Raw genomic sequence first — 23,890 nt, forward strand, 5'->3', positions numbered from 1 at the left:
TAGTGTGGATGAGCCGCTAAAATAATACGGATATGCGACATATACCCGTTACTAAAAATACAACACTACTTTTCCGCGAAGACTAAATGGCGTCCCTGGGGTAAAGTGAATTTCCTCCGTAGCTTCTACTTCATCAAAAAGGCGGGTTTCTGTAGCAAACTGGGCTTCGTTCCACGCTTCATTCAATATGTTTTCTGCGCTTAGTCCAATAAAATAATTGCGGCCTTCGTAGCCCAGATTCGCGTCTAGCAAAAAATAACCTGAGGCTGTGAGACTATTCGCTTCGTCCGCGGGGCGGTCTCCAAGAAAGCGGTATCGTATGGATGCTTTCCAGCCTTCAGCAGGGCTATAGCTAAGACCTCCGGTACTGGTCCAAATGGGAGCCAATGGGATACGATCTGCTTCGTCGGTCGTTTTGCTACGAGCATGGGTGTACGTAAGGTTGGCATCGGCAAAGAAATTTTGGCCAATTTGCCAACGCGCCATTCCTTCCAATCCGCGGCGGATGGTTTCTCCGCTGGGCTCTACAACCCCTTCGTCACCTACATAGACAAATTCTTGTTCCAGATCGAGCTGCCAGGCATTGACTTGCCATACCAAGCGACTACCAGTACGAAACAGTGCTCCCAGATCATAGCTGATTCCGGCAGGCAAGCTGCTACCTACTTCCTGCGCTAAAATCAAGCGAGTATCATTGGAATGAAACCCTCGCGCAGCACGCGCATACAGTTGCCAACCGTTAGTAACCTGATAAAACAAGCTCAACTTTGGGCTGAGAATCCCGTCCGAGGTAGATAACTGTTCATAAGCAGGCTCCATCTGATTGAGGTACTGAAAGCGAAAACGGTCATATCGCAAGCCCGCTTGTAGGCGCAGTGCTGGCAACAATTGCAAATTTGCTTCCCCATAAGCAGCAGCGTTTAATTCGGTTATATCACCAAGTTGTACGTTTTCAAGCGTCGTGGTACGATTACGCGTGTAAGACAATTCATTATCATTGCTACGGTCAAAGCGCAATTGCCAGCCCAATTCCGCATTTAGCGGTAATCCTAAAAATTGGCTTTGTTTAAGCACTCGGCTACGGTAACCAAACAGGTGACGGTCTTCTTTTTGGCGAATTTGGTCGCCATTGACAGGGTCCCTTGCAAAGAAAGTAAAATTGGAATAAAGCTCGAAATCGTATTTGCTATAGAAAAGCTGGCTTTCAATTTGCGTACTCGGGTTTAAAAAGTACTGGTGCTGGATATTGGCATTAATCCGGCTTGTTTGCCCACCTTCTGTATCATCAATAGTGCCAAATCGGGTAATCAACCCCTGATCGACAGCTCTTTGAGGGATTTGCCCACTGGCATCCCAACGGCTGCTAAATGCAGAAAAAGTAGCCGTAAGTCTTTGCCGGCCATCAAAAGGATTATGGTATTTAGCCAGTGTATTGATGCGGTAAAAGTTTTGAGGAGACTCAAAATAGCCATCCGTAAAAATGCCTTCCGACGCAATATAGGCGCTTGCTTGATTGTCTCCTCCTTGCGGCAAAAGGTTGAGCCCACTAACTAAACGATAAGTATCGAAACTTCCAGCTTCTGCTTTTGCAAAACTTCTTGCCAACCGGTTGGTGGTCGTCAACTCTACGGCACCAGCGGTAGCAAAATTTCCGTCACGCGCCGAATAAGGCCCTTTGCGTAGGTCAATAGACTGGATTATTTCCGGAATAACGAAGTGCAAATCCGCATAACCTTGTCCATGCGCATGACTTACCATATTTACGGGCATTCCATCTACCTGAATTGCCAGGTCAGTGCCATGATCGATGTCAAAACCACGTAAGAAAATCTGTTCTGCCTTCCCTCCGCCAGCGTGTTGAGCAATAAAAAGCCCTGGCATCATGCGCAGTAACTCCTGCCCGTTATTAACCGGCCTAGTTTTTATATCAAGCTGAGAAATTACCGCAAAAGGGTCAATGGACTTTGCGCTAATGACCACATCAGGAAGGTTGACGTTTTCAGGCTCAAGGTTTATACGTAAAGGTTGAGTGCTATCGTCGGTGACGGTAACCCCCTCTAGTATTACCGTAGCATAAGCGAGGTAGCTTACTTGAACAGTGTACTGCCCGGCAGGCAAGCCCACAAAGCTAAAGACACCCAGTTCGTTGGTATAGGCGACCTTGTCTTTATTGACCAACTCTACTGTTGCACCACCTAATTCTAATTGAGTAGTGGCATCACGAACAATACCACTGATGGACCCCTTGTGCAGGTTGTTTCCTAACAGTGAAAAGCTAGTAAAAAAGCAAAGTAGCAATAAAAAATGAGTGTGGTAGATTGTTTTTTTCATTGGACAATAGTTTTCCTCCTGTTCCACTGAGGGGCAGGAAAAGTTGTTTGGTGTACGTTTTATTCTTAGAGCGAAAATGCGCTTACATTATTACCTACGACAAGCTCAGGGGAAGTGGATGTTAAAACAACCTAAAACTTTCAAAAGTTGAAAATAAACCTTCTCCGCTCATTCGTTTCTCCTCAGAATTGGCAGTGAAAGAAAATTCCTTATTTTTGCCTTTCACCTATCCTGGAAGCCGCAAAGGCACACCTATGGCGAAGAAGAAGAAAAAAGGTCAATTAGCATTGCGGTTGGGGCTGAATGATGAACGAATACCAAAGTTGTTTGGCCTGCTCTGTTTGTTTATTGCGGCTTATTTATTTGTAGCGTTTTTCTCTTATCTTTTTACTTGGCATATCGACCAGGATCTTGTTAAAACAAGAACGGGATGGGATATTCTGAACAGTAATGCAGAGATGGCCAACTGGCTAGGACGTCTCGGCGCTATTACGTCTAATTTCTTCTTTTATTGGTGCTTCGGATTGCCCTCTTTCCTTCTTGTTTACCTGTTGTTCAAAATAGGTAACAACCGTATTTTCCGGCAACCCTTTACCACCATTATGCCAACCATCAACTACACCATTGTAGCGATGTTGTTGGCTGCCGTTTTTCTGGAATTCATTACAGGTAGTGCCAACTTCCCTTGGGGTGGTGCTGTAGGAGAAGGAATTGCAGATTGGTTGCAAAACTTCGTAGGTACTGTAGGGTTGTGGTTACTCATCATTGCGGTGGTCATTGGTATGGTCACTTGGCGTACGAACCCTAATTTTAATGAGCTTACCCTCGACAAAATGCTGGAAGGTATTGTCGATTATTTCAGTGACCTTACTAGTGGGGCCAGTTTACGCCGCAAGAAAAGGGATGCAGCACTGGCGAATAAAAGTAAGCGTGCGCTGGAAGCTGAAGCTGGCTTTGAAGACGACTTGGGTGATGATCCTGATGACGATGAAAGTGAACAATCGTCGACACCGCCTACGCTACGCCCTACCGGCAGCCAACTTGCTTTTGAGCTGGCAGAAAAACGAAAAGCACAAAAACCAACTACGCTTAGTGCCGGAGAATCGGAATTGGAGATAGAAGAACCTACCCCAGGTGCCAGCGGCAATGGTGTCCCCTCTAACCCCACCGGCCAGCCATTATCTCTTCAGCAAGAAAACAAAGACCATTCAGAGCCCTACGACCCTACGCTTGATCTTTCTAGTTATGAATATCCAAGTATACAACTGCTAGAAGACTATTCTCATCAAAAAGTAGAAGTTGACCGGGCAGAACTGGAAGCTAATAAGGATCAGATCATTGAGACGCTGCTCCACTACAAAATTGAAATCACCAAGATTCGGGCGACTATTGGGCCAACCGTAACCTTGTACGAAATCGTTCCTGCGCCAGGAGTGCGAATTTCCAAAATTAAAAACCTGGAAGACGACATTGCACTGTCCTTGTCTGCGCTAGGTATTCGAATTATTGCCCCTATCCCCGGAAAAGGGACGATTGGTATTGAAGTGCCAAATAAAAAGACCCAGGTGGTCTCGATGCGGGAAGTGTTGAAGCACGAGAAGTTTAAGCAGGCCAAAATGGACCTGCCTATCGCGCTGGGCAAGACCATCAACAACGAAGTTTTTGTTGCGGACCTTGCCAAAATGCCTCACTTGCTCGTAGCGGGTGCTACCGGACAAGGTAAGTCGGTTGGTATCAACGCTATCATTATGTCCATCTTGTACAAGAAACACCCCTCACAGGTGAAACTTGTACTGATTGATCCTAAAAAAGTAGAGCTTTTCCCCTACAGCAGGCTTGAGCATCATTTCCTTGGTTTTCTTCCTGGTCAGGATGAACCTATCACAACGGAAACCAATCGGGTAATCCATACCCTCAATTCACTTTGTATTGAGATGGATCAGCGTTATGATCTATTGAAAAAAGCCTCTTCGCGTAACATTAAAGAGTACAATGAAAAATTTGTAGCTCGCCGCCTCAACCCGGAAAAAGGGCACCGTTTCCTTCCTTTTATCGTACTTGTAATTGACGAATTTGCCGACTTGATCATGACCGCCGGCAAGGAAGTAGAACTGCCTATTGGACGATTGGCACAGTTGGCCCGTGCCATTGGTATTCACCTTGTTATTGCGACTCAGCGCCCATCAGTAAACATCATTACCGGGGTAATCAAAGCCAACTTCCCTGCCCGAATTGCCTATAAGGTAACCGCCAAGGTCGATTCCCGTACTATTTTAGATGGAGGGGGAGCTGATCAACTCATTGGCCGAGGAGATATGCTCCTCAGCGTAGGGGGTGAAATGGTCCGGATTCAGGGTGCCTTTGTTGATACGCCAGAGGTAGAGCGTGTCATAGACTTTATTGGCAACCAGCAGGGGTATCCAGAACCTTACCTTCTTCCCGAATTTCACGGTGACGAAGATATGCAGGGTTCCGCTACCCTCACCTATCGGGATGTTGATGAGATGTTTGAAGAAGCCGCACGCCTAATTGTTACCCAGCAACATGGCTCTACTTCTATGATCCAACGTCGCCTAAAACTGGGCTACAATCGGGCAGGAAGGATCATGGATCAACTGGAAGCTACCGGTATTGTCGGTCCATCAGAAGGTTCTAAAGCCAGAGAAGTACTCGTTTACGACGAAATAGAACTGGAGCGCTACCTCACGGATTTGCGGAACAAGTAACAAAAATCATCAGAAAGGGATAATTTAGATATTGTGCATCGTACACGAAGCCTAACGACCTTTGTCTTTTCAGACAAAGCAATCAGGTTATGGCAGACTCGCGGCGGGCATCCAGTCTTCACATGAAACAAATCCAGCGGATGGTGGAATACCAGCGCCACTTGATTTTTTTCTTGCTTAGCGCTATCGGCGCCTTTATTTTAACTCACCTGCTACGAGGAGCTGATTTTACCCAGGCTCAGGATTATGTGCTTTTTTTATTGTTCTTTTCCGTAGGTCTTTGGTTTACGGAGGCTATTCCTCCCTTTGCCGTAGGTATTCTAATTGTTGGTTTCTTGGTCTTTTTCCTTGGTAGTATTGCCCCAACCGGAGCCGAAAAAGGCCTCAACGTCCAAAAGTTTGTCAGCACCTGGTCCAATAGTGTTATCTGGCTGATCCTTGGTGGTTTCTTTCTTGCCGAAGGGATGCGAAAAACCAAGGTCGATCAGGATGTATTCCGCATGTTAGTTGCTCGTTTTGAGCCTCGACCTGACCGCATTCTATTAAGTGTGATGCTTGCCACCTGCTTGGCCTCTATGCTCATGTCTAATACTGCTACGACCGCCATGATGGTAGCGACAACGGCACCACTACTGTTACGCATGGGAGAACAAAGCCCTTTTGGCAAGACGGTCTTACTGGGCATTCCCATCTCAGCTGCCGTAGGAGGCATGGGTACGATTACTGGCAGCCCGCCTAATGCAATTGCTGTTGAAGCTATCAACAATAGCGGAGCCTTGCCTTACACCATCGGTTTTCTAGACTGGATGATTGTTGGTGCACCTATCGCTATTTTGCTCACCCTGATCATGTGGCAAGCCCTGATACGAAAATACCAGCCAGGCAACGAGCTCCTCGACATCTCTGAACTCTTGGAGAAAGAGTCTTATACCGAACGTTTAGTCATCACGACTGAAGACGAAAGTCGGGAGATTAGTCTTGTTGACGGTAACCGTTTACGCAAGCGTATCGTAGTTATCACCTTGCTTATCACCTTATCCTTATGGCTTACAGGTCGTATGCACGGAATCCCCCCTGCCGCAGTATCCGGCATCCCGATTATCGTATTTACGATGGTGAGTATTATTACCGGCGAAGATGTTCGGACCCTCCCATGGGACACCCTTATGCTGGTGGCTGGTGGTTTGTCTCTTGGACTTGCTATTCAGGACACTGGTATCTCTGCTTACTTCGTGGATCAGCTTCAACAGTGGCCATTTAATCCATTGTTAGTGTTGCCTATTTTTGCACTGCTCACCGTTGTTTTGTCCAATATCATGAGTAATACTGCTGCTGCAACTATTCTTATTCCCGTAGCAGCATTGTGGCCTGGTGTTCATCCAGCAGTGTTACCTTTTGTAATTGGATTAGCAGCTTCTTGTGCCCTTTTCCTCCCTGTTTCAACGCCGCCAAATGCAATCGTTTTCGCTACCGGAAAAGTTACGCAACAAGAGTTCCGTTTCGGTGGTATTACCGTTGGATTAGTGGGGCCAATACTGATTATCGCATGGGTTGCTGTGGCTAGGCTATGGTTTGGATTTTAAAGAATACCTGAGCTATACATGAAAGCAAAAACCTACTCCATGTATGTTTTCGATCCTTATTTGCTGATCTTTCTTCAGGTATTTACGTAAACGTGAGATAAACACATCCAGGCTACGCCCTAAAAAATAATCATTCTCTCCCCAAACTGCTTCGAGGATATCTGCTCTTTTAATGACTTGATTTTTGTGCTCCAGCAAGTATTTCAAAAGGTCGGCTTCTTTTTGAGTAAGCCGCCGAAGGTCATCGCCAATTTTCAACTTGAGGTTAGGATAATTAAAAATGTATTCTCCCAACACGTATTCGTTAGGCGGAGGAGTCGACACACTACGGGAACGGCGTAAAAAAACCTCGATTTTCAATATCAATTCTTCGATACTAAAAGGTTTTGTAATATAGTCATCAGCACCAAGGCGCAAGCCAAACAAGCGATCTTCTTTGAGAGATTTGGCCGTTAGAAACAGTATGGGAACCTCTGTGTTTTGTTTGCGAATTTCTTTAGCCAACGTGAAGCCGTCCGTTTCAGGAAGCATAACATCCAACAGGCAAAGGTCATAGTCCTGGCGATCAATAGCCTCCTTCGCACTACTCCCATCAGCACAATGTGTAACTTGATAACCTTGCAATTCAAGATGATCACGGGTAACAAAGCTCAGGCTTTCGTCGTCTTCTACGTATAAAAGGTGGGCACGCATATATGGTTAGGTTTTATTAGGCTGGTATCGGCTGATGGCGGACTTTCAATGGCTGTCCAAGATTTAATCTCACTGTCGTCCCTTGGCCAACATCACTATCCAACTCAATACTCCAGCCATGGGCCTGGCAAATTCGACGTACGTAATACAAGCCAAGTCCAAAACCTTTAACATTATGGACATTACCGGTAGGGATACGATAGAATTTATCAAATATCCTGGCTTGGTAGGCCGGGGATATTCCAATCCCATTGTCTTGGATAGCAAGTTGAACGAGGTTATTGTCTCTGAGGACCCGTACACTTATCTGGGGATCTTCCTGGCAGTATTTAATAGCATTATCGAGTAAACTATAGAGGATATTGGTCAGATGTAGTCGGTCAGCCATCAGGAAAACGCCAACAGCATCTTCGAGGTCGGCAGTAAGTTCGCCCCCTTGTTCTTCCAGTCGCATCCGGGTGCTGGAAAGTAGTGCATCCAGAATTTCCAGCAAATCTACTTTTTCCTTCTTGAGTTCCAGGTTACCTTTTTCCACACTGGCAAGCTGTAGCACTTTTTCGACTTGCTTATTTAGGCGTTGGTTTTGTTCGAGTATGATCGTAGCGTAGCGATGCAAGCGTGTATCAGCTTTCACGCGCTCATCATTAAGGAATACACCAGCTGCAATCTTGATCGTAGACAAAGGCGTTTTAAACTCGTGGGTCATGTTATTGATAAAATCTTTCTGCATCTCAGAGAGTCTCTTTTGCCTTAAAATAACCCACATCGCGTAAGCGAAAAAGAGAACGGTAAGCAGCAAAATTGCTGATAGAAAGATGATCAACTGCATCTTATCAAAAAGAAAACCGGTACGCCCCGGAAATTTCACACCGAAATAATAGGTAAATTCCTGGTCCTTGGGCAAATCCCCCAAATCCATGTTTTTAATTTCCCCTTCTGGAGTGTAACTACAGTAGCCACCATATACCATCTCATCGGTATGACAATCAAAAACGGCATACTCAAAATCAACGTTAAGTGTTCTTTCTTCCAGCTCACTTTGCAGGAGGTGCTCCAATAATTTCGCGTCGATTTCGACGGCCATATTAACGATCCAATAGTTGGTGGTGCGTTGTTTCACCACATCCCGAGAAGGGAGTTCGGCGTCATTTATATCGGCAAGTTGATTTGCGACATGGTAAAGAGCAAGGTTGACTTTTTTGTTGAACTCTTCTTCATTGAGGTCCCAAGTCGTCATCACCCAGTAAGATTGGATACCAATGATTCCGACCAAGGCCACGGCCCCAAGAATGACGACCCAACGAATTACCGCATTTTGCATAAGGAGAATTTTTCCCAAACACCTCTAAGTATTGCGCAGAAAACAAAACACGATTTTTTATAAGGCTTTCAAATAGTTAACCCGCTTAAAATGAACCGCTTGGCCAACTATTGTGAAAGCCAAAATCGTGTTTTGTTTTCGTGCTGTCCTTAAGCGACGGAGTATTAATAAATCTCAGCTACCAAAGATCGTCGTTTTCATCACCTTTAATACAGCTTTGCTATCGCTTAACAGCCTATTAACAGGGGTTCTCTACAGGAACAAACCTGGAAGTAAGCACTGTAAAATCATCAGGATACCCCTCTTCGCCCTTGAAGGCATTGAGAGCTTGCTGTAGCTCATGGTTGAATTCAGCGGCTGAAAGATGGTGGTGTTTTTCCACAAATTGCTTAAGTAGTAAGTCGTCAAAATAATCACCCTGCGCATTCTGAATATCAATGAGGCCATCGGTATAGGTCAGAATCAATGACGGTTGTGTCAGTTGGACTTCTCCGACCCCAATTTCCGGTAACTCCTGGAAGGACCCAAGGATCGTACATCCTTCCTTTAGCAATACCGTCTGGTCTTTGCTTGCTAGAATCGGAGGATTATGCCCAGCATTGATATAACGTAAGACGTTGGTATGGCGGTCAAATTCCGCCACAAAAAGGGTAATAAAACGGTCTCCTCCGGTAATCCGGTTAACGGAAGTATTGAGGTCTATAATAAACTCCTTAAGTGGCGTCCTTTTATTAATAAGGGTATTAAAATTAGCCTGAAAATTGGCCATCAACAATGCGGCCGCTACTCCTTTCCCAGAGATATCGCCAATACAGAAAGCCAATTTACCATCAGGAAACTCCAAATAATCGTAATAGTCCCCTCCTACACCAAAATGGGGTTTATAGATACTGGCCATCTCGTAACAATCCTTCACCGGTAGGCTGGCAGGAATAAGCATACGTTGCATCTCACCAGCGAGTTCCATTTCCCGGCGCAGGCGCTCCTGCTCTAATTGGCGCTTAAACAGCCTTTTGTTTTCAATGGCTACCGCTACAATGTTGGTGATAGTGGTGATGAATTGTACTTTTTCATACATATCATCATCGTCATCAAAGCCACCGATAAACACGTAAGCAATGGGTTGTTTTTTGTGCAAAACAGGAATAACCAGTTCAAACGCACAAAGAAAGGGATGATCCTTGGCATCGAGATTAACTAATTCCCGAAAATCTGCCAATTCTGAGCCAATGTTGTACTTCTTCTGCGCTTTGGTCAGTCCAGTTTGAGCTGTACAAACCCATTTCACTTCTGTTTCGCCGTGAACATATAGCGCCATTTTCTTAATCCCCAGCTCGAATGTCAGGAAGGAATGGTACATTGCGAAAAGCTCCGCAGCCGGAAAGTTATTATTGATCGCCTGGGTAAGGGTCAATAATCGATTGACCTGCAATTGTCGCAAATGAAGCTCATGCTCCAAGCGTTCAATTTTAGAAAACTGCCTGGCCATATTTGCAAAATCAGCCATATAGTACGCTAGCTCGGAATTTTAGAGTTTGCTGAAAATCTATTCGTAGAATTCCTCAACAAGCTCTTAGTTATAACTCTCCCCAAAGATACTAAAAGCAAAACAAATACTACCTCCTGACTAGGGTTTAGAAAACAGGCTATTAAACGCCTAGGTATCGTAAAATAAATGGGAAGGAGGTACTTAGATATTTTGGAAAGGAAAGCTAAGGGGTTATTTTTGCATCATGCCAAGTAGAGGAAAGCACAAATGAAAACATTGATATTCCGTGGAGCCAAGCTCGCCTATAACATTGAAGGTAAAGGATTCCCCGTGGTCCTGGTACATGGTTTCTGTGCAGACAGCCAAATATGGGAGGATTTCAAACAGGATTTACTAGAAGAACGCTACCGGGTCATTACCATTGACTTGCCCGGATTTGGCAGTTCTGATGTGGTTCCCAATGTTTCCATTGACTACTATGCGCAAGCTATTCTAGCTGTTTTGGAGGAGAAAAATTTATCCGATGTAATTGTGATCGGTCACTCTATGGGAGGCTACACCGCCCTTGCTTTGGCAGCATTGGTTGCTGACCGCCTCAAAGGAATTGGCCTTTTCCATTCTCACCCTTATGCGGATAATGATGAAAAGAAAGCCGCCAGATATAAGCAGATCGAGTTTATCAATAAACATGGCCACCCCCTATATGTAAAACAGTTGGTTCCCAAGTTATTCCCCCCTCCCTATGGGCAAACCAACCCTTTCGACTTGGATAAGATTATCCACCGAGCAGCCCGCTATCCCGCAGAAGGTATCATTGAGGGATTAAAAGCAATGGCTAACCGCCCCGACTACTCAGCTGTTTTAGAAAACTTCCTGAAACCCGTCCTTTTTATCGTGGGTGAAGAAGACGAAGCGGTACCAAAGGAGGCTAGTGAACAACAACTGGCCTTGCCTGCTCGGTCTAGCATCCATGTTTTAGAAAAAATTGGACACATGGGAATGATAGAGTCCCGGCGTAAAACGCAACTCATGGTCCGGCAGTTTGTAGCCTACTGTTTGGAGTAAACCTTCTCCTAAAAAAAGAGCCACCCCTGGGGGCAGCTCTGAAATTCATGTCTAGCAGAATTANTCTTAGGCTGATTTACGCTGATCGTTATGCACCATCATCTCCTGCTCATTGAGCGCTTCGAAGCGGTAGCCTTGTTCCGCAAAGTAAGCCAGTGTTTTAGGCAGTGCATACCGCAGTTTCTCCTCGGCCTTGCGACTGTCGTGAAATACAACAATCGAACCTGGTTCCACATTGCGGGTAACGTTTAAGAGGCATTGCTCTTCGGTAATGTTCGGATCGAAATCACCACTCAATACATCCCACATCACAATTCTATAATGACGCAGTAAAAACTGAGTCTGACGTGGACGCAACTTTCCATAGGGAGGGCGGAAAAGAATTGTCTTGGTTAGGTTTGCACAATGGCGGATGTTATGGAAATACGGAATGTTGTCCGAGCTCCATCCATTGAGGTGATTAAAGCTATGATTACCAATAGAGTGTCCGGCAGCTCTCACCTGTTCAAATACTTCAGGGTGCTTTTCAATGTTGTCTCCAACGCAGAAAAAAGTGGCTTTGGCATTGTATTGTGCCAATTGTTCCAATACCCAAGGAGTAACATCAGGGATGGGGCCATCATCGAATGTGAGGTAAATGACCTTGTCTTCGGAAGGAACTTTCCAGGTAAAATTAGGAAAGAGCTCTTGGATGAATTTTGGGGTTTTAACGAGGTACATAGGAATCGCAATTAATAGTTCAGGGATAATATAATCAAGGTTGCCAGGTCTTAAGACACATCACAACCTACATGTTCATTTTTGTACTAATAACCTGGGGAAATAGACAACGATGGGAAAATCAGGGAGAATTTCTTGCTGCCGCTCTAAATCATTACTTTTGCCACAGATAATATTGGTAAAGGCACTGTATTTTAGAATGGGGAGTATCCTTAAAAACTGTGTTCTTCCCTTATTACCAAATTTCTTTAGTAAAAGTTTCCCGATAAACGTATAAGTAGCCTGTTTTGCTGCTTTATAACGGAACTTTTTTTAAAGAAAATTCACTTTTTTGAAGAAATATTCGTGATGACAACAGAAAATGAAAAATTGAGCTCCAAAAAACTCAACTTCAACTGTTAGCATTTACCATAAACTACGTTTTACCGATGAGTAATGTCCGAGTAAGATTTGCGCCAAGCCCAACGGGAGCACTGCATATTGGCGGTGTCAGAACAGCTTTATACAACTATCTATTGGCTCGCCAATTGGGTGGCACTTTTATTCTACGAATTGAAGACACTGACCAAAATCGCTATGTCCCTGGTGCAGAAGATTATATCAAGGAAGCACTAGCCTGGTGTGGCCTTACCATCGACGAAGGCACCGAACAAGGTGGTGACTACGGCCCTTACCGCCAATCTGACCGAAAAGCCATCTATCTGGAGCATGCACAAAAATTAATTGATAACGGTACAGCCTACTACGCATTCGACACCCCTGAAGAATTGGATGCCCGTCGGGAAACAGAAAAAGAAGCTGGGAATCATAATTTCCGCTATGATGCTGCCAGTCGGTCAAGCATGCGTAACAGTGAATCTCTTTCAAGCAAAGAAGTAGCGCAGTTACTAGCCGCTAACACCCCTTATACCATTCGCCTCAAAGTGCCGACAGATGAGATCGTCAAGGTCACAGATTTGGTACGCGGTGATGTACAGTTTCAAAGTAAAGAACTCGACGATAAAATCCTATTAAAAACAGATGGTATGCCTACCTACCATCTCGCAAATATTGTAGATGATCATTTGATGAAGATCACCCACGTCATACGTGGAGAAGAGTGGCTACCAAGTACTGCCCACCACGTATTGCTTTACCGTGCTTTTGGTTGGGAAGATACCATGCCCGCCTTTGCTCACCTGCCGCTAATTTTAAAACCTACCGGCAAAGGAAAACTGAGCAAGCGCGACGGTGTAAAACTAGGAATTCCCGTTTTTCCTCTCGCCTGGAAAGGAGCAACCGAAGAGGAATCTTTTACTGGTTTCCGCGAATTTGGCTTTGATCCACGTGCCATGGTCAACTTTATGGCGCTGTTGGGCTGGAATCCTGGTACCGAACAAGAACTGTTCAGCCTGGAAGAACTCATAAAAGCCTTTTCGATTGAAAAAATCGGTAAAGCTGGTGCCCGCTTTGATTTTGACAAAGCCAAATGGTTCAACCAGCAGTACATTATGCAATCGTCTGACGAAGACCTTATCACTATCATCAAACCGATGCTGGCAGAAAAAGGCATTACCAAAGACGATGCATTCCTGACCACCTTTGTGCAATTAATGAAAGAAAGGGTTGTTGTTTACGGCGATTTCTGGGATAGTGGTTACTACTTCTTTACTGATGTGACTGCTTATGACGAGAAGAACATCCGCAAAAAGTGGAAGCCAGAAAACCAGGCACTTTTCGAAGACCTACGCCAGCAGCTCAAGGCCCTAAATTCTCCGGATGAAGCCGCAGTAGAAACTACTGTTAAGTCATTTATGGAGGCCAACGGATTAGGTTTTGGAGCCGTGCTGCCTATCCTACGTATCGGTGTCACAGGCACCATGAAAGGCCCTTCTATATTTGCGGTTATGGCACTACTTGGTACCGAAGAAGTCGATCGTCGCTTAGAGGCTGCCTATGCGGCATTTAATGCAATCAAGAACGGATAGTTTTTTAAGAAGTGTAAGGGAGGATGCTAGTAAAACGAGCCTCCCTTACACTTATCCAATTTTAGTCTTCTTCCTCCACTGGATAGACTGCAGTTCGCACCACCTCCTCATAATATGCTTCGTATTGAGGAAGGATAATATCCAGATCAAATCGTTTAGCTTGAGCTAAAGCATTAGCACGAAACTCGGTGAGTGTTTCTTCTTTCTTAAGTATCTCAATAGCAAAATCTGCCATTGCTTCAACATCACCAACATCTGCCAGATAGCCCGTTTTACCATGTATATTCACTTCCGGTATCCCTCCTACATTAGACGACACAACAGGTACTTCACAAGCCATTGCTTCCAGTGCTGCCAAACCAAAGCTTTCGCTGGCAGAAGGCATCAAGAATAAATCCGCTAGCGACAAGAGCTCTTCAACAGCATCTTGCTTGCCAAGAAACCGAATTTCATCACACAGCTTCAACTTGCGGCAGAGCGTCTCCATATTCCGCCGTTCCGGACCATCACCAATTAGGAGCAGTTTACTGGGTAACTTCTTCTGTACTTTGGCAAAAATTTGAATGACATCTTCTACCCGTTTCACTTTACGGAAATTACTGGTATGCACCAGGATTCGCTCGCCTTCGGGCGCGATGGCTTTTTTGAAGTGATCTTTGTTGACCCTCCGAAAGCGCTTGAAGTCGATAAAATTATAAATGACTTCAATCTCACGGGTGATATTAAACGTATCAAAGGTCTGCTGGCGCAGGCTATCGGAAACAGCTGTGACACCGTCTGATTTGTTAATCGAAAAAGCAACTACCGGTGCAAAGGCTTTATTATTACCAACTAAGGTGATATCCGTACCGTGCAAAGTAGTAACCACTGGCACATAACGCCCCTCTGTAAGTAGTATTTTTTTCGCCATATAAGCTACTGCAGCATGTGGAATAGCATAATGAACGTGCAGTAAATCTAAATTTTCATACTTGACAACATCCACCAGCTTACTGGCTAATGCTGTATCGTAGGGCGTATATTCAAACAAAGGGTAATCATCCGTACCTACTTCATGGTAGTAGACGTTTTCATAAAAATGCACCAATCGTGCTGGCGGACGATAGGTAATAAAGTGAATTTCATGTCCGCGTTGAGCTAGTCCTAGCCCCAATTCCGTGGCTAAGACCCCGCTGCCTCCATAAGTTGGATAACAAACAATGCCTATTTTCATTGATCTTTGATAGGTTCAGTCTTTAATAATAGCAAGAGGAGGCAAATAGTTGTCCTCTATCTCTAGTAAGTTGGTGGATACCCCACTATGCGCAGTGAAAAAACAAGCGCCACTCCTGTTTTGCAGAAGTGGCGCTCATTATATCGTACCGATTAGGGTGCTTTAAGATTTAACAAGTTTAATTGTCTTCACCTGACCAGCAGCTTGAATACGAACCAGGTAAATTCCAGCAGGAACTTGACTCAAATCAACCGTCTCATTAACAGTATTGACGCGCTCCAGAATCGGACTTTGCCAAATTTGCTGCCCCATGAGGTTGATCACATCAATACGTGCATCTACACTTTGATTAAAGTCGACACGTACGTTGCTTTGTCCTTGGGTAGGGTTAGGAGCCAGAGACATGTTACCAATAAGGTCGATAACTTCTTCCGTGCCCACCATCACATCAACAGTAACCACAAGCTCATCACTACATCCAAAGCGGTCAGTAATAGTTACGGTGTAATCACCAGGAGCTAAATCAGTAATGGTTTCCGTCATATCTCCTGTTGACCACAAGTATTCAAATGGAGCAATACCACTAGCAGGAATTGCTGTAGCGGCACCATCATCAAGACCAGGAGTAGCATCAGTGATTTCTGCGGTTATACCGAGTCCATCACAACGTGGCAAGTTGATATTGTCAAAATCCAACCAATAATCCGGGCCACCACTACCATAAGTACCGGCAATTCGAATCTGGACATTTTCCCCTGCAAAGTCTGCCAAAGGCACCGATACCGTACGGAAGTCCGCACTTGGCTCATGATCCGTACCTGACTGTAAAAAGGCAATACCAAAGGTTTCACCACAGTCTGTAGAGATAAGTACAGAAAGTAAATCTGTTCCTGTCAAATCCATCGTAGGTTCTGTGCCAGCAAACCATTCCACATAACGGTAATCAAAGAACAGCGTATCCGTTTCCTGGATTGGACCGAGTACTGGCAGATCAACAATCAATTCACCACCTGCAAAAAAGAGGTTAGCGCCAAGCACAAATGTCTCGTTATCATGAGCCAAAGGCGCATATATAGTTCCATTGGTCGTAATGTATTCAGGAACAGCTCCTGCCTCGAAGTCTTCAAACAACGGTGGCGCGAAGCGTGTCACAACGATGGTGAAAGTATCATTTTCTACATCACCGTCATTCATCATTTCGGTCCATACCTGAATGGTGTATTCACCAGGCAAATCAAAGTCGTAGTTGAGGTCAAACTCAAACGATTCCATACTATCACGGCTAACAATCCCGGTAAAGAAACCATCAACAGGTTGGTTTACACCAGAAAGTACACCATTAATACTGTAATTCAGCGGGAATAAAGTCTGAGGATATTGGCCAAAGTTGGTTATCTCAACCCGAATAGGTTCTCCGCTACCTAGACCACATTCATCCGTTGGAGCAATGACATTGGTAATTCCAACATCATTGAAGTATATGGTAGAGAAGCTGAAAGGGCCTAACACAACAGTAGCTTGCCCATCCGGACATAAGTTGACCACATAGAATTCAAAGTCTGTTCCTTCTGGTAAATTATTGATGCTTATCAACGAGTCATCCGTCATCAAAGTAGTTCCAGTCCCCAACTCAAACCCAACGGTATCATACTCGATCATGAAGGTATCAAGCCCAGCAAGGTTGACTAATATATCTACCGAAGAGGCATCGAAGAATTCTACCGACACATCAGGGGTAAGGATAATTGGATCAGGAATACAAGGGGAGCAGGTGATTGATGCTTCCCAACCTGGTCTAATCACAGACCCGTCAGAATCAAAAGTAACGGTTAAACATCCACTAGGATCTGTAGAAATAAATAATCCAGGTGTTTCTATATCTAAATCAATTGGATTTGCAGTTCCATTACCATTAAATACAGAAAGATCATCACAACAACTCTCTACTGAAACAAAACTAAAATCCAGAATAATGGCCTCTCCAGGATTATCAGGGCAGAATGTATATGTTTCAAACTCATTATTCTGGTAATCACCATTCGGACCACCGCTATCAAAGAAACTATCGCCACATCCGGGAATAGTCCTGAAAAAAACTGGCCCTACCCAATAAGAAAACTCGCCTTCGTCTTCACAATGACCACGCACATAAAAATCATATTCTGTACCGCTTTCGCCACCAGTCCAGGTATAAGGATTGTCGGTAACATCAGTTACCGTAGCTACTCCCGTAGGCATTGTTCCCGCAGGAATAATTTCGAGATCCCAAACAGTAACGCTGCCTTCTTGACTCCAACCCAAAACCGCACCATTAGTCGTTGCGGAAATAACTTCTAAGAAAAAAGGGTTCGGACATGGAGGAGGAGGATCACAGGAAACAATGGCCTCCCAACCTGCACGTATTACCGAACCATCAGAACTCCAAGTTACCGTAATACAACCATCTAAAGACACCGAAGTAAACGATTCTGGTGCAATCAAATCAGCATTAAGAACAGGACCGCCTGTACCTGATCCACTATAAACAGTAAGGTTGTCACAGCAGGTTTCCACGTCAATAAAGATAAAGTTAAGCGTCACCAAGTCGCCAGCGTTATCAGGACAGAAGGTATAGGTTTCTATTTCATTGTTCTGATAAGTGCCATCAGGGCCACCGCTATCGAAGAAACTGTCTCCACAACCAGAAGCTGTTGTAAAACTCAATGGCCCTACCCAATTGGTAAATTCACCTTCGTCTTCACAATGGCCACGTACGTAAACATCGTAGGAAGTACCGGTTTCTGCACCATCCCACATAAAGGGGTTATCGGTAACATCTGCAATTGTAGGAACGCCGGTGCTTAGCGTACCAGCAGGTAGAATTTCCAAATCCCAAGTATTGACATTACCTACCTGGGCCCAAGAAAATGTAGCGCCTGTTCCAAGAACATCGCTTACCGTCAGTAATGTCGGGTTAGGGCAAGGAGGGGGAGGGTTACAGCTTATCAGGGCCTCCCAACCATCATTGACAACTGATCCATCAGAATCCCAGGTTACCGTCAAACAACCATCAGTTGCAGAAGAAGTGAAGCTTTCAGGGGCTTCAACATCAAGGTTCAGTGGATTTCCCGTACCGGTGCCGTCATAAACACTTAGGTCATCACAGCAAGCCTCAACATCTACAAAAGTAAAATTGAGGGTAACCAGATCCCCTGGATTATCAGGGCAAAAGGTCCAACTTTGAATTTCGTTATTCTGGTGCTGCCCGTCGGGGCCACCAGAATCATAGAAGAATTCACCACAGGACTGGCCCGAGAGTTGCCAGGCGCTCAGGGTGAATAATACAAATGTATACAGTGTAAATTTCCAGCTCATGAAGCTTATCTTTTTTGGCAGAAGGTTGCTAAATTTTGAATGATCCGCAAAGTGTGCTAAAATTAGCCAAAAATCCTTAAACGCCCACTTTATTTTATCTGACTAGCTGCTTTATGACAAAGAAGTATTAGAATAGTATTGAATAGTGCTTAATAATAGTTCTAAACCTTTTACTTCTTTCGTTGTTAAACCGGCGTTCCATTGTATTACCTTTTTTCTGTAACCAAGCATTCCTTTAGCACAGCTAATTAGGCCCGCGTTGCTAAAGCATTGATAATAAAATAATCTACGGGTGGCAGTCTATTCCATCAAGGATCTGGAAAAACTCTCAGGCATCAAAGCCCACACTATCCGTATTTGGGAACAGCGTTACAATATTTTAGCTCCACAACGAACTAAAACCAATATCCGATATTATCAAGATGAAGATCTCCGAACGCTACTGAATGTAGCTCTCCTAAATAAGAATGGCATCAAAATCTCTAAGATTGCCAAAATGAAGGAAGAGGAATTGGCAGAAAAAATAGCTGACATCTCCGAAATCAACTTTGAGGATGGAACCCAACTTGATGCGCTTACCATCTCGATGATTGAGATGGACGAAAATAAATTTGACCGCATCATCAATACCAATATCAACCAGATTGGTTTTGAACGGACAATGATGGAGGTTATTTATCCCTTCCTTGACAAGCTCAGTTTACTTTGGCTTACGGGATCAATTACTCCTGTACAAGAAAACTTCATCAGTTACCTGATCCGGCAAAAGATCATCAGTGCCATCAATGTTACCCCGCTCTCAAGTGGGGACGAAACCGAAAAGATCATCCTTTATCTCCCCGAAGGAGAACGACAGGAACTCTCCTTGTTATTCATGCATTACCTCCTCAAATCTCGCGGGAGGCATGTGCTGTATCTTGGGCAAGACATCTCCCTCTCCGATCTAGTAGATGCTAATCGCATCCAGAAGCCAGCATTCATCTTTACAATGATTACTGAAACTTTTGCGAAAGAACCCGTCCAAAATTATGTCGACCGGCTTGCCGAGACTTTTCCAGACACTAAAATACTTTTGTCTGGCTATCAAGTTGTTGCACAACAGGTAGAAGCTCCAGGTCACGTTATTATTCTCAAGAGCCTAGATCAAATGCTTCAATTCATTGATCAATGCTAAGGTATTTTTGCGCCTGAATATTCGTGATTACACCTTGTTGAAAAAAAATAATCAATGTTGATACAACAATATTGAATAACCCGCTGTTAAGCAAAATGTTATTAAACAACTAAACTTGATTTTTTTATGAAGAATATAATGATTTTAGCGCTTGCCCTAATGTTGGCAGCTTGTGGTGCAGCTCCAGAAGGAGAACAAGTAGATGCTCAGGATGCTGTAGAAACTACCACGCCAGCAGTTGAAACCGTTTCGGTAGCCGTTGATACCGATGCCAGTACAATCAACTGGGTTGGTGCTAAATTTACAGGTGACCAACATACCGGCACTATTCAGATTGCTGAAGGCAATTTGATGACATCAGATGGCAATCTAGTAGGTGGTAACTTTACCATTGACATGAATACGATTGAAGTGACCGACGAAACACCTCAAGAGATGAAAGCGAAACTAGTTGGCCACCTTTCTACTGGTGATTTCTTCGAAGTAGAAAAATTTGGCACAGCTGCTTTCGAAATCACGTCTATTGAAGCAGTAGAAGGTAACGCTGAGGCTACCCACAAGATCACAGGAAACCTCACCATGAAGGATATCAGTAAGAGTATTACTATTCCGGCAACGGTGTCTATCAACGAAAGTGGTATTTCTGCGAAGACGCCCCAATTTGTTATTGATCGCACTCAATGGGGAGTAATGTATGGCTCTACAGCAGCTGGTGCTTTGAAAGACAAGGCTATTAAGAACGAGATTGCACTACAAATCAATCTCTCTACGAAATAAACTCTTAGAGCAAGGGATAAGTCAATAAGCATCTGAAAAGAGTAACTTATCTGGCTTTTTGTACGAAACCCCATGATTTCTATTAGTGAAATCATGGGGTTTCGTTTTTAACTATAGGTTTTGGGTTGGTCATCTGCTGCAATTTTTCTTGCTACCGCCTAAACCATAGCTTCTGTTTTACTTTTTTGTAAACTGCAAACAAACAGGCGTTTTCACTTCCCATTCCTGCTCGTAACGTAGCTTCCCATTTTTAGTATCTATAGTAAACTGTACCACATTGTCAGAATTCTGATTGGCAACCAACAAGGTTTTCCCTCCAGGGTGGATCGCAAAATTGCGGGGAAAAGTTCCTCGGGTAGAGAAATAGCCAACAGACTCCAAGCTACCATCTCTGGTGTCTACCCGGAAGCCTGCCAAAGAATCGTGCCCCCTATTACTAGCGTACAAATATTCACCATCAGGGCTAAAATGCAGATCTGCGGCCAAGCTGAAATCCTTGAAATCATCCGGCAGTGTAGACCAGTGATCAATGATATTCAAGGCGCCATTTTCAGCATTATAATGAAAGCCTGTGACGGTATTGTTTAGCTCATTAAGTACATAAGCGTATGGCGCACGGGGATGGAAAGCCAAATGCCGTGGGCCACTGCCTCCTGGCACTTCCGCTGTAGCGACCAACTCCCAAGACGGTCCTTCTGCCCGAAAGGTATGCACTTGATCAGCCCCTAGGTCGGCGACCATCACCCAGTATCCGTCCGGGCTGACGGTCGCGGAATGTGGATGTGAACTTTCCTGCCTTTCGTTGGGCCCTTGACCTACTAAGCGTAAGGTATCAGTAGCCGCTTTAATCTCGCCATTTTTGGCTACCGGGTAACGAGCAATCATACCTCCAACATAATTGGCGACGTATAACCATTCACCATTAGGATGAATACTCACATAGCAAGGTGCAAAACTGAAGGTCGGTTGCCGATTGATTAGCACCAGCTTTTCTCCCTCCTGTTGATAACTATACACATACCCCGACGTATCCACATCAGGCCCTAGTTCGCTTACCGCATAAACGCGCCCACCATCAGGAGACAGACACAAAAAGGAAGGGTTAACAATACCTTCGGTGGTATGAGAAGAAAGCAAACTGTCTTCTTCAAATTGTAACTGGTAAATGCCAGCGGCTTTGCCCTCTACATGGCCTTCTTTTCGGGTATAAGTGCCTACCCATACTTCTGCTTCTTCCATCATTGCAGATTGCTGATCACTTGGTGGTTCGTAGCAACTGGTCATAAAAAAAACGGGGCTGATAAAAACGAGGAGTAGTGGTAACCTTATCTTCATTGGAGATGTTTAAGAACGGAAAGTTAGTAAATACCCCTAACTTTGTCGAGAAATCTAAAAAACGGACATGGCACAGCAAGCAGAGCAACCGCAACGTACGGATGTAAATACATTAGGTGAATTTGGTTTGATTGAACATCTTACGCAGCGATTCCCCCTTCTCAACGCGTCCTCACATCTAGGAATTGGCGATGATGCTGCAGTGATTGACAATGGCAGCTTCAAGACAGTTGTTTCTACCGATATGTTGGTTGAAGGCATACATTTTGACTTGATGTACACCCCCCTCAAGCATCTGGGCTACAAATCCGTCATTGTCAACCTATCGGATATTTACGCCATGAATGCCCGCCCACGGCAAATCACCATGTCGCTCGGCCTTTCCAACCGCTTTTCGGTAGAAGCACTGGAGGAGTTTTACGAAGGCGTATACCTTGCATGTGAGCACTATGGGGTTGACCTCATCGGAGGCGACACTACTTCTTCCAACAAAGGAATGGTCATCAGCGTCACAGCCATAGGGCAAGGCGAAAAAGAGAAACTGGCCTATCGTTCTGGTGCAAAAGTGGGAGATATTATTTGCATTACCGGCAATGTCGGTGCAGCCTATCTAGGTTTACAAATCCTGGAAAGAGAAAAGCAGATCTACCTCTCTTCGCCAGAAGTTCAACCCAATTTGGAGAACCAAACCTACTGTGTCGGTCGACAACTCAAGCCGGAAGCTCGCCGGGATATGATCGAACAGTTTGATAAAGCAAAGTTGATTCCTACCTCCATGATTGATGTCTCGGATGGGGTAGCCAGTGAATTATTTCACATTTGCAAAGCCTCCGGCGTAGGGGCTTTTCTGGAAGAAAGCGGTGTGCCTATTCATCCTGATGCCCAATTATTGGCGCTAGACTTCAAGCTTGACCCTATTACGTGTGCCCTCAGCGGAGGCGAAGATTACGAACTCCTTTTTACCGTTGATCCCCGCGATCTGGAAAAGGTAAAATACCTGCCAGATATTTACATTGCCGGCGAGATCACTGACGCCAAAGACGGTGTTATGCTACATACCAAAGGTGGCAACATTCACCCCTTGCAAGCGCAAGGCTGGGTGCATTTCAATCCTAATAAAGGGTAGTTTCCTAATAAAAATCGCCCTCCTCAACCACCAGCGTTGTCAACTCTACCGTATGCCCATCGGGGTCTTTGGTATAAAGAGAATGAAAATAGTGATGGTCTTGGAAATGGTAAACTATCCCTAATTGGGTATAGTGCAATCGGGCCTTGGCAAAGTCAGCCGGGCTCAATTGAAAAGCAAAATGGTCAATTTTTATGTGCTTCGAGGAAGCATCCAAAGGCTGATCTTCCATATTGGCAGGAAAAAGCGCTATGCCTGTCTTTCCGGCCAGTAAAAAGGTAGGAAAAGGCCGCCAGCGGGCAGGCTCATAACGTTTGAGGCCCAGTACCTCTTCGTACCATCGGGCCGATACTTCCATGTCTTTCACACGGATAGCAACATGATCCAGAAAATCTATCTTGAAGTCGACTTTTCTATCCGGATTCATAAGAAAGGTATTTTGACCACATAGCCACCAAGTTTAAATTAAAACGAGATGGCTACGTGGTAAAATATAGAACGTTAACTACTAGTTATGGTAAGCCTGGTTATGTGCCAGGGTTGCACCACACTGTGAGCAAGGCACTGCCGAAGCACCTCCACCTGCACAACCAGCAGAACACGTATAGTGCCATACACCAGCCGCATTCTGAGCAGGCTCAGTAGGGGGAGCCGCTGCTGCCGGAGCCCCACTAGGGTTCTGAAGCATAGGATTCTGCGCTGCTGGCGCTGCTGTTGGCGCTGCATCATTAGCATGAAAAGCCTGGTTGTGAACGAGTGCTGTACCACATTGTGCACAAGCCCCCTGTGAAGGACCACCAGAGCCCACGTGGCCTGATGGGCAAATATAATGTTCAACACCTGCTGCTGCACCACCTGCTGCTGGAGGAGGGGTAGCAGTTACCGGAGTAACTGCTGGTGCAGTAACCGCACTGTTATCAGTAGATTTGTCGCCCTGGCAAGCCAAAATAGTTAAACCAACCACGAGCATAAAAACGAAGGTTAAGACCCTGTTCATGAGCTTTTGTTTTTGCTGT

General features: G+C 44.8%; 17 protein-coding genes. 7 read left to right on the forward strand and 10 right to left on the reverse strand.

Annotated features, from left to right (window positions below):
• Positions 1-51: 51 nt before the first annotated feature.
• Positions 52-2,331, reverse strand: a complete 2,280-nt coding sequence (locus tag A3EU_RS0112960; RefSeq protein WP_020536601.1) for a TonB-dependent receptor — start codon at positions 2,329-2,331, stop codon at positions 52-54.
• A gap of 254 nt (positions 2,332-2,585) precedes the next feature.
• Between A3EU_RS0112960 and A3EU_RS0112965 the strand changes: the two genes are divergently transcribed.
• Both A3EU_RS0112965 and A3EU_RS0112970 read left to right on the forward strand, forming a co-directional pair.
• Positions 2,586-5,057, forward strand: coding sequence for an FtsK/SpoIIIE family DNA translocase (locus A3EU_RS0112965; protein ID WP_044085874.1), 2,472 nt, complete (start codon positions 2,586-2,588; stop codon positions 5,055-5,057).
• A gap of 89 nt (positions 5,058-5,146) precedes the next feature.
• The gene (locus tag A3EU_RS0112970; RefSeq protein ID WP_026211378.1) at positions 5,147-6,640 is read left to right on the forward strand and encodes an SLC13 family permease; all 1,494 of its coding nucleotides are present in this window, start codon (positions 5,147-5,149) and stop codon (positions 6,638-6,640) included.
• Positions 6,641-6,652: 12 nt separating this feature from the next.
• Here A3EU_RS0112970 and A3EU_RS0112975 read toward each other — a convergent pair whose 3' ends face one another.
• The 3 genes from A3EU_RS0112975 to A3EU_RS0112985 form a co-directional block, all read right to left on the reverse strand.
• On the reverse strand, positions 6,653-7,333 hold the full coding sequence (locus tag A3EU_RS0112975; RefSeq protein WP_020536604.1) for a response regulator transcription factor: 681 nt from the start codon (positions 7,331-7,333) through the stop codon (positions 6,653-6,655).
• A 16-nt stretch (positions 7,334-7,349) separates the two neighbouring features.
• Entirely contained in the window at positions 7,350-8,654 is a 1,305-nt protein-coding gene (locus A3EU_RS0112980) for a sensor histidine kinase (protein WP_020536605.1), read from the reverse strand.
• Between the two features lie 238 nt (positions 8,655-8,892).
• Positions 8,893-10,161, reverse strand: a complete 1,269-nt coding sequence (locus A3EU_RS0112985; protein WP_020536606.1) for a PP2C family protein-serine/threonine phosphatase — start codon at positions 10,159-10,161, stop codon at positions 8,893-8,895.
• 249 nt (positions 10,162-10,410) lie between these two features.
• Here A3EU_RS0112985 and A3EU_RS0112990 point away from each other — a divergent pair, with 249 nt between their 5' ends.
• Positions 10,411-11,208 (forward strand): alpha/beta fold hydrolase, encoded by a 798-nt coding sequence (locus tag A3EU_RS0112990; RefSeq protein ID WP_020536607.1) that lies wholly within the window; start codon positions 10,411-10,413, stop codon positions 11,206-11,208.
• Between the two features lie 66 nt (positions 11,209-11,274).
• On the opposite strand, the gene A3EU_RS0112995 is transcribed toward A3EU_RS0112990, so the two are convergent.
• On the reverse strand, positions 11,275-11,928 hold the full coding sequence (locus tag A3EU_RS0112995) for a polysaccharide deacetylase family protein (protein WP_020536608.1): 654 nt from the start codon (positions 11,926-11,928) through the stop codon (positions 11,275-11,277).
• A gap of 428 nt (positions 11,929-12,356) precedes the next feature.
• Between A3EU_RS0112995 and gltX the strand changes: the two genes are divergently transcribed.
• Positions 12,357-13,895, forward strand: a complete 1,539-nt coding sequence (gene gltX / locus A3EU_RS0113000) for a glutamate--tRNA ligase (RefSeq protein WP_020536609.1) — start codon at positions 12,357-12,359, stop codon at positions 13,893-13,895.
• Between the two features lie 61 nt (positions 13,896-13,956).
• On the opposite strand, the gene bshA is transcribed toward gltX, so the two are convergent.
• Both bshA and A3EU_RS0113010 read right to left on the reverse strand, forming a co-directional pair.
• Positions 13,957-15,108: an N-acetyl-alpha-D-glucosaminyl L-malate synthase BshA gene (bshA, locus tag A3EU_RS0113005; RefSeq protein ID WP_020536610.1), complete on the reverse strand. Its 1,152-nt coding sequence runs from the start codon at positions 15,106-15,108 to the stop codon at positions 13,957-13,959.
• Positions 15,109-15,270: 162 nt separating this feature from the next.
• A complete protein-coding gene (locus A3EU_RS0113010; protein ID WP_020536611.1) occupies positions 15,271-18,462 on the reverse strand; it encodes a T9SS type A sorting domain-containing protein in 3,192 nt (1,063 codons plus the stop codon).
• 292 nt (positions 18,463-18,754) lie between these two features.
• On the opposite strand from A3EU_RS0113010, the gene A3EU_RS0113015 reads away from it, so the two are divergent.
• The gene (locus A3EU_RS0113015; protein WP_020536612.1) at positions 18,755-19,636 is read left to right on the forward strand and encodes a MerR family transcriptional regulator; all 882 of its coding nucleotides are present in this window, start codon (positions 18,755-18,757) and stop codon (positions 19,634-19,636) included.
• Between the two features lie 126 nt (positions 19,637-19,762).
• Positions 19,763-20,413, forward strand: a complete 651-nt coding sequence (locus A3EU_RS0113025; protein ID WP_026211379.1) for a YceI family protein — start codon at positions 19,763-19,765, stop codon at positions 20,411-20,413.
• A 177-nt stretch (positions 20,414-20,590) separates the two neighbouring features.
• On the opposite strand, the gene A3EU_RS30345 is transcribed toward A3EU_RS0113025, so the two are convergent.
• Positions 20,591-21,748 carry a lactonase family protein gene (locus A3EU_RS30345; RefSeq protein WP_020536615.1) on the reverse strand — a complete coding sequence of 386 codons (1,158 nt, stop codon included), beginning with the start codon at positions 21,746-21,748 and terminating at the stop codon, positions 20,591-20,593.
• Between the two features lie 67 nt (positions 21,749-21,815).
• On the opposite strand from A3EU_RS30345, the gene thiL reads away from it, so the two are divergent.
• Complete coding sequence (thiL, locus tag A3EU_RS0113035) at positions 21,816-22,874, forward strand: thiamine-phosphate kinase (RefSeq protein WP_020536616.1); 1,059 nt, start codon at positions 21,816-21,818, stop codon at positions 22,872-22,874.
• A 4-nt stretch (positions 22,875-22,878) separates the two neighbouring features.
• On the opposite strand, the gene A3EU_RS0113040 is transcribed toward thiL, so the two are convergent.
• Together A3EU_RS0113040 and A3EU_RS0113045 are read right to left on the reverse strand one after the other, a co-directional pair.
• Entirely contained in the window at positions 22,879-23,301 is a 423-nt protein-coding gene (locus A3EU_RS0113040; protein ID WP_020536617.1) for a VOC family protein, read from the reverse strand.
• Positions 23,302-23,382: 81 nt separating this feature from the next.
• Entirely contained in the window at positions 23,383-23,871 is a 489-nt protein-coding gene (locus A3EU_RS0113045; protein WP_020536618.1) for a hypothetical protein, read from the reverse strand.
• Positions 23,872-23,890 lie beyond the last annotated feature (19 nt).

Origin of the sequence: Lewinella cohaerens DSM 23179 (assembly GCF_000379805.1) — a bacterium.
Classification (GTDB): Bacteria; Bacteroidota; Bacteroidia; order Chitinophagales; family Saprospiraceae; genus Lewinella; species Lewinella cohaerens.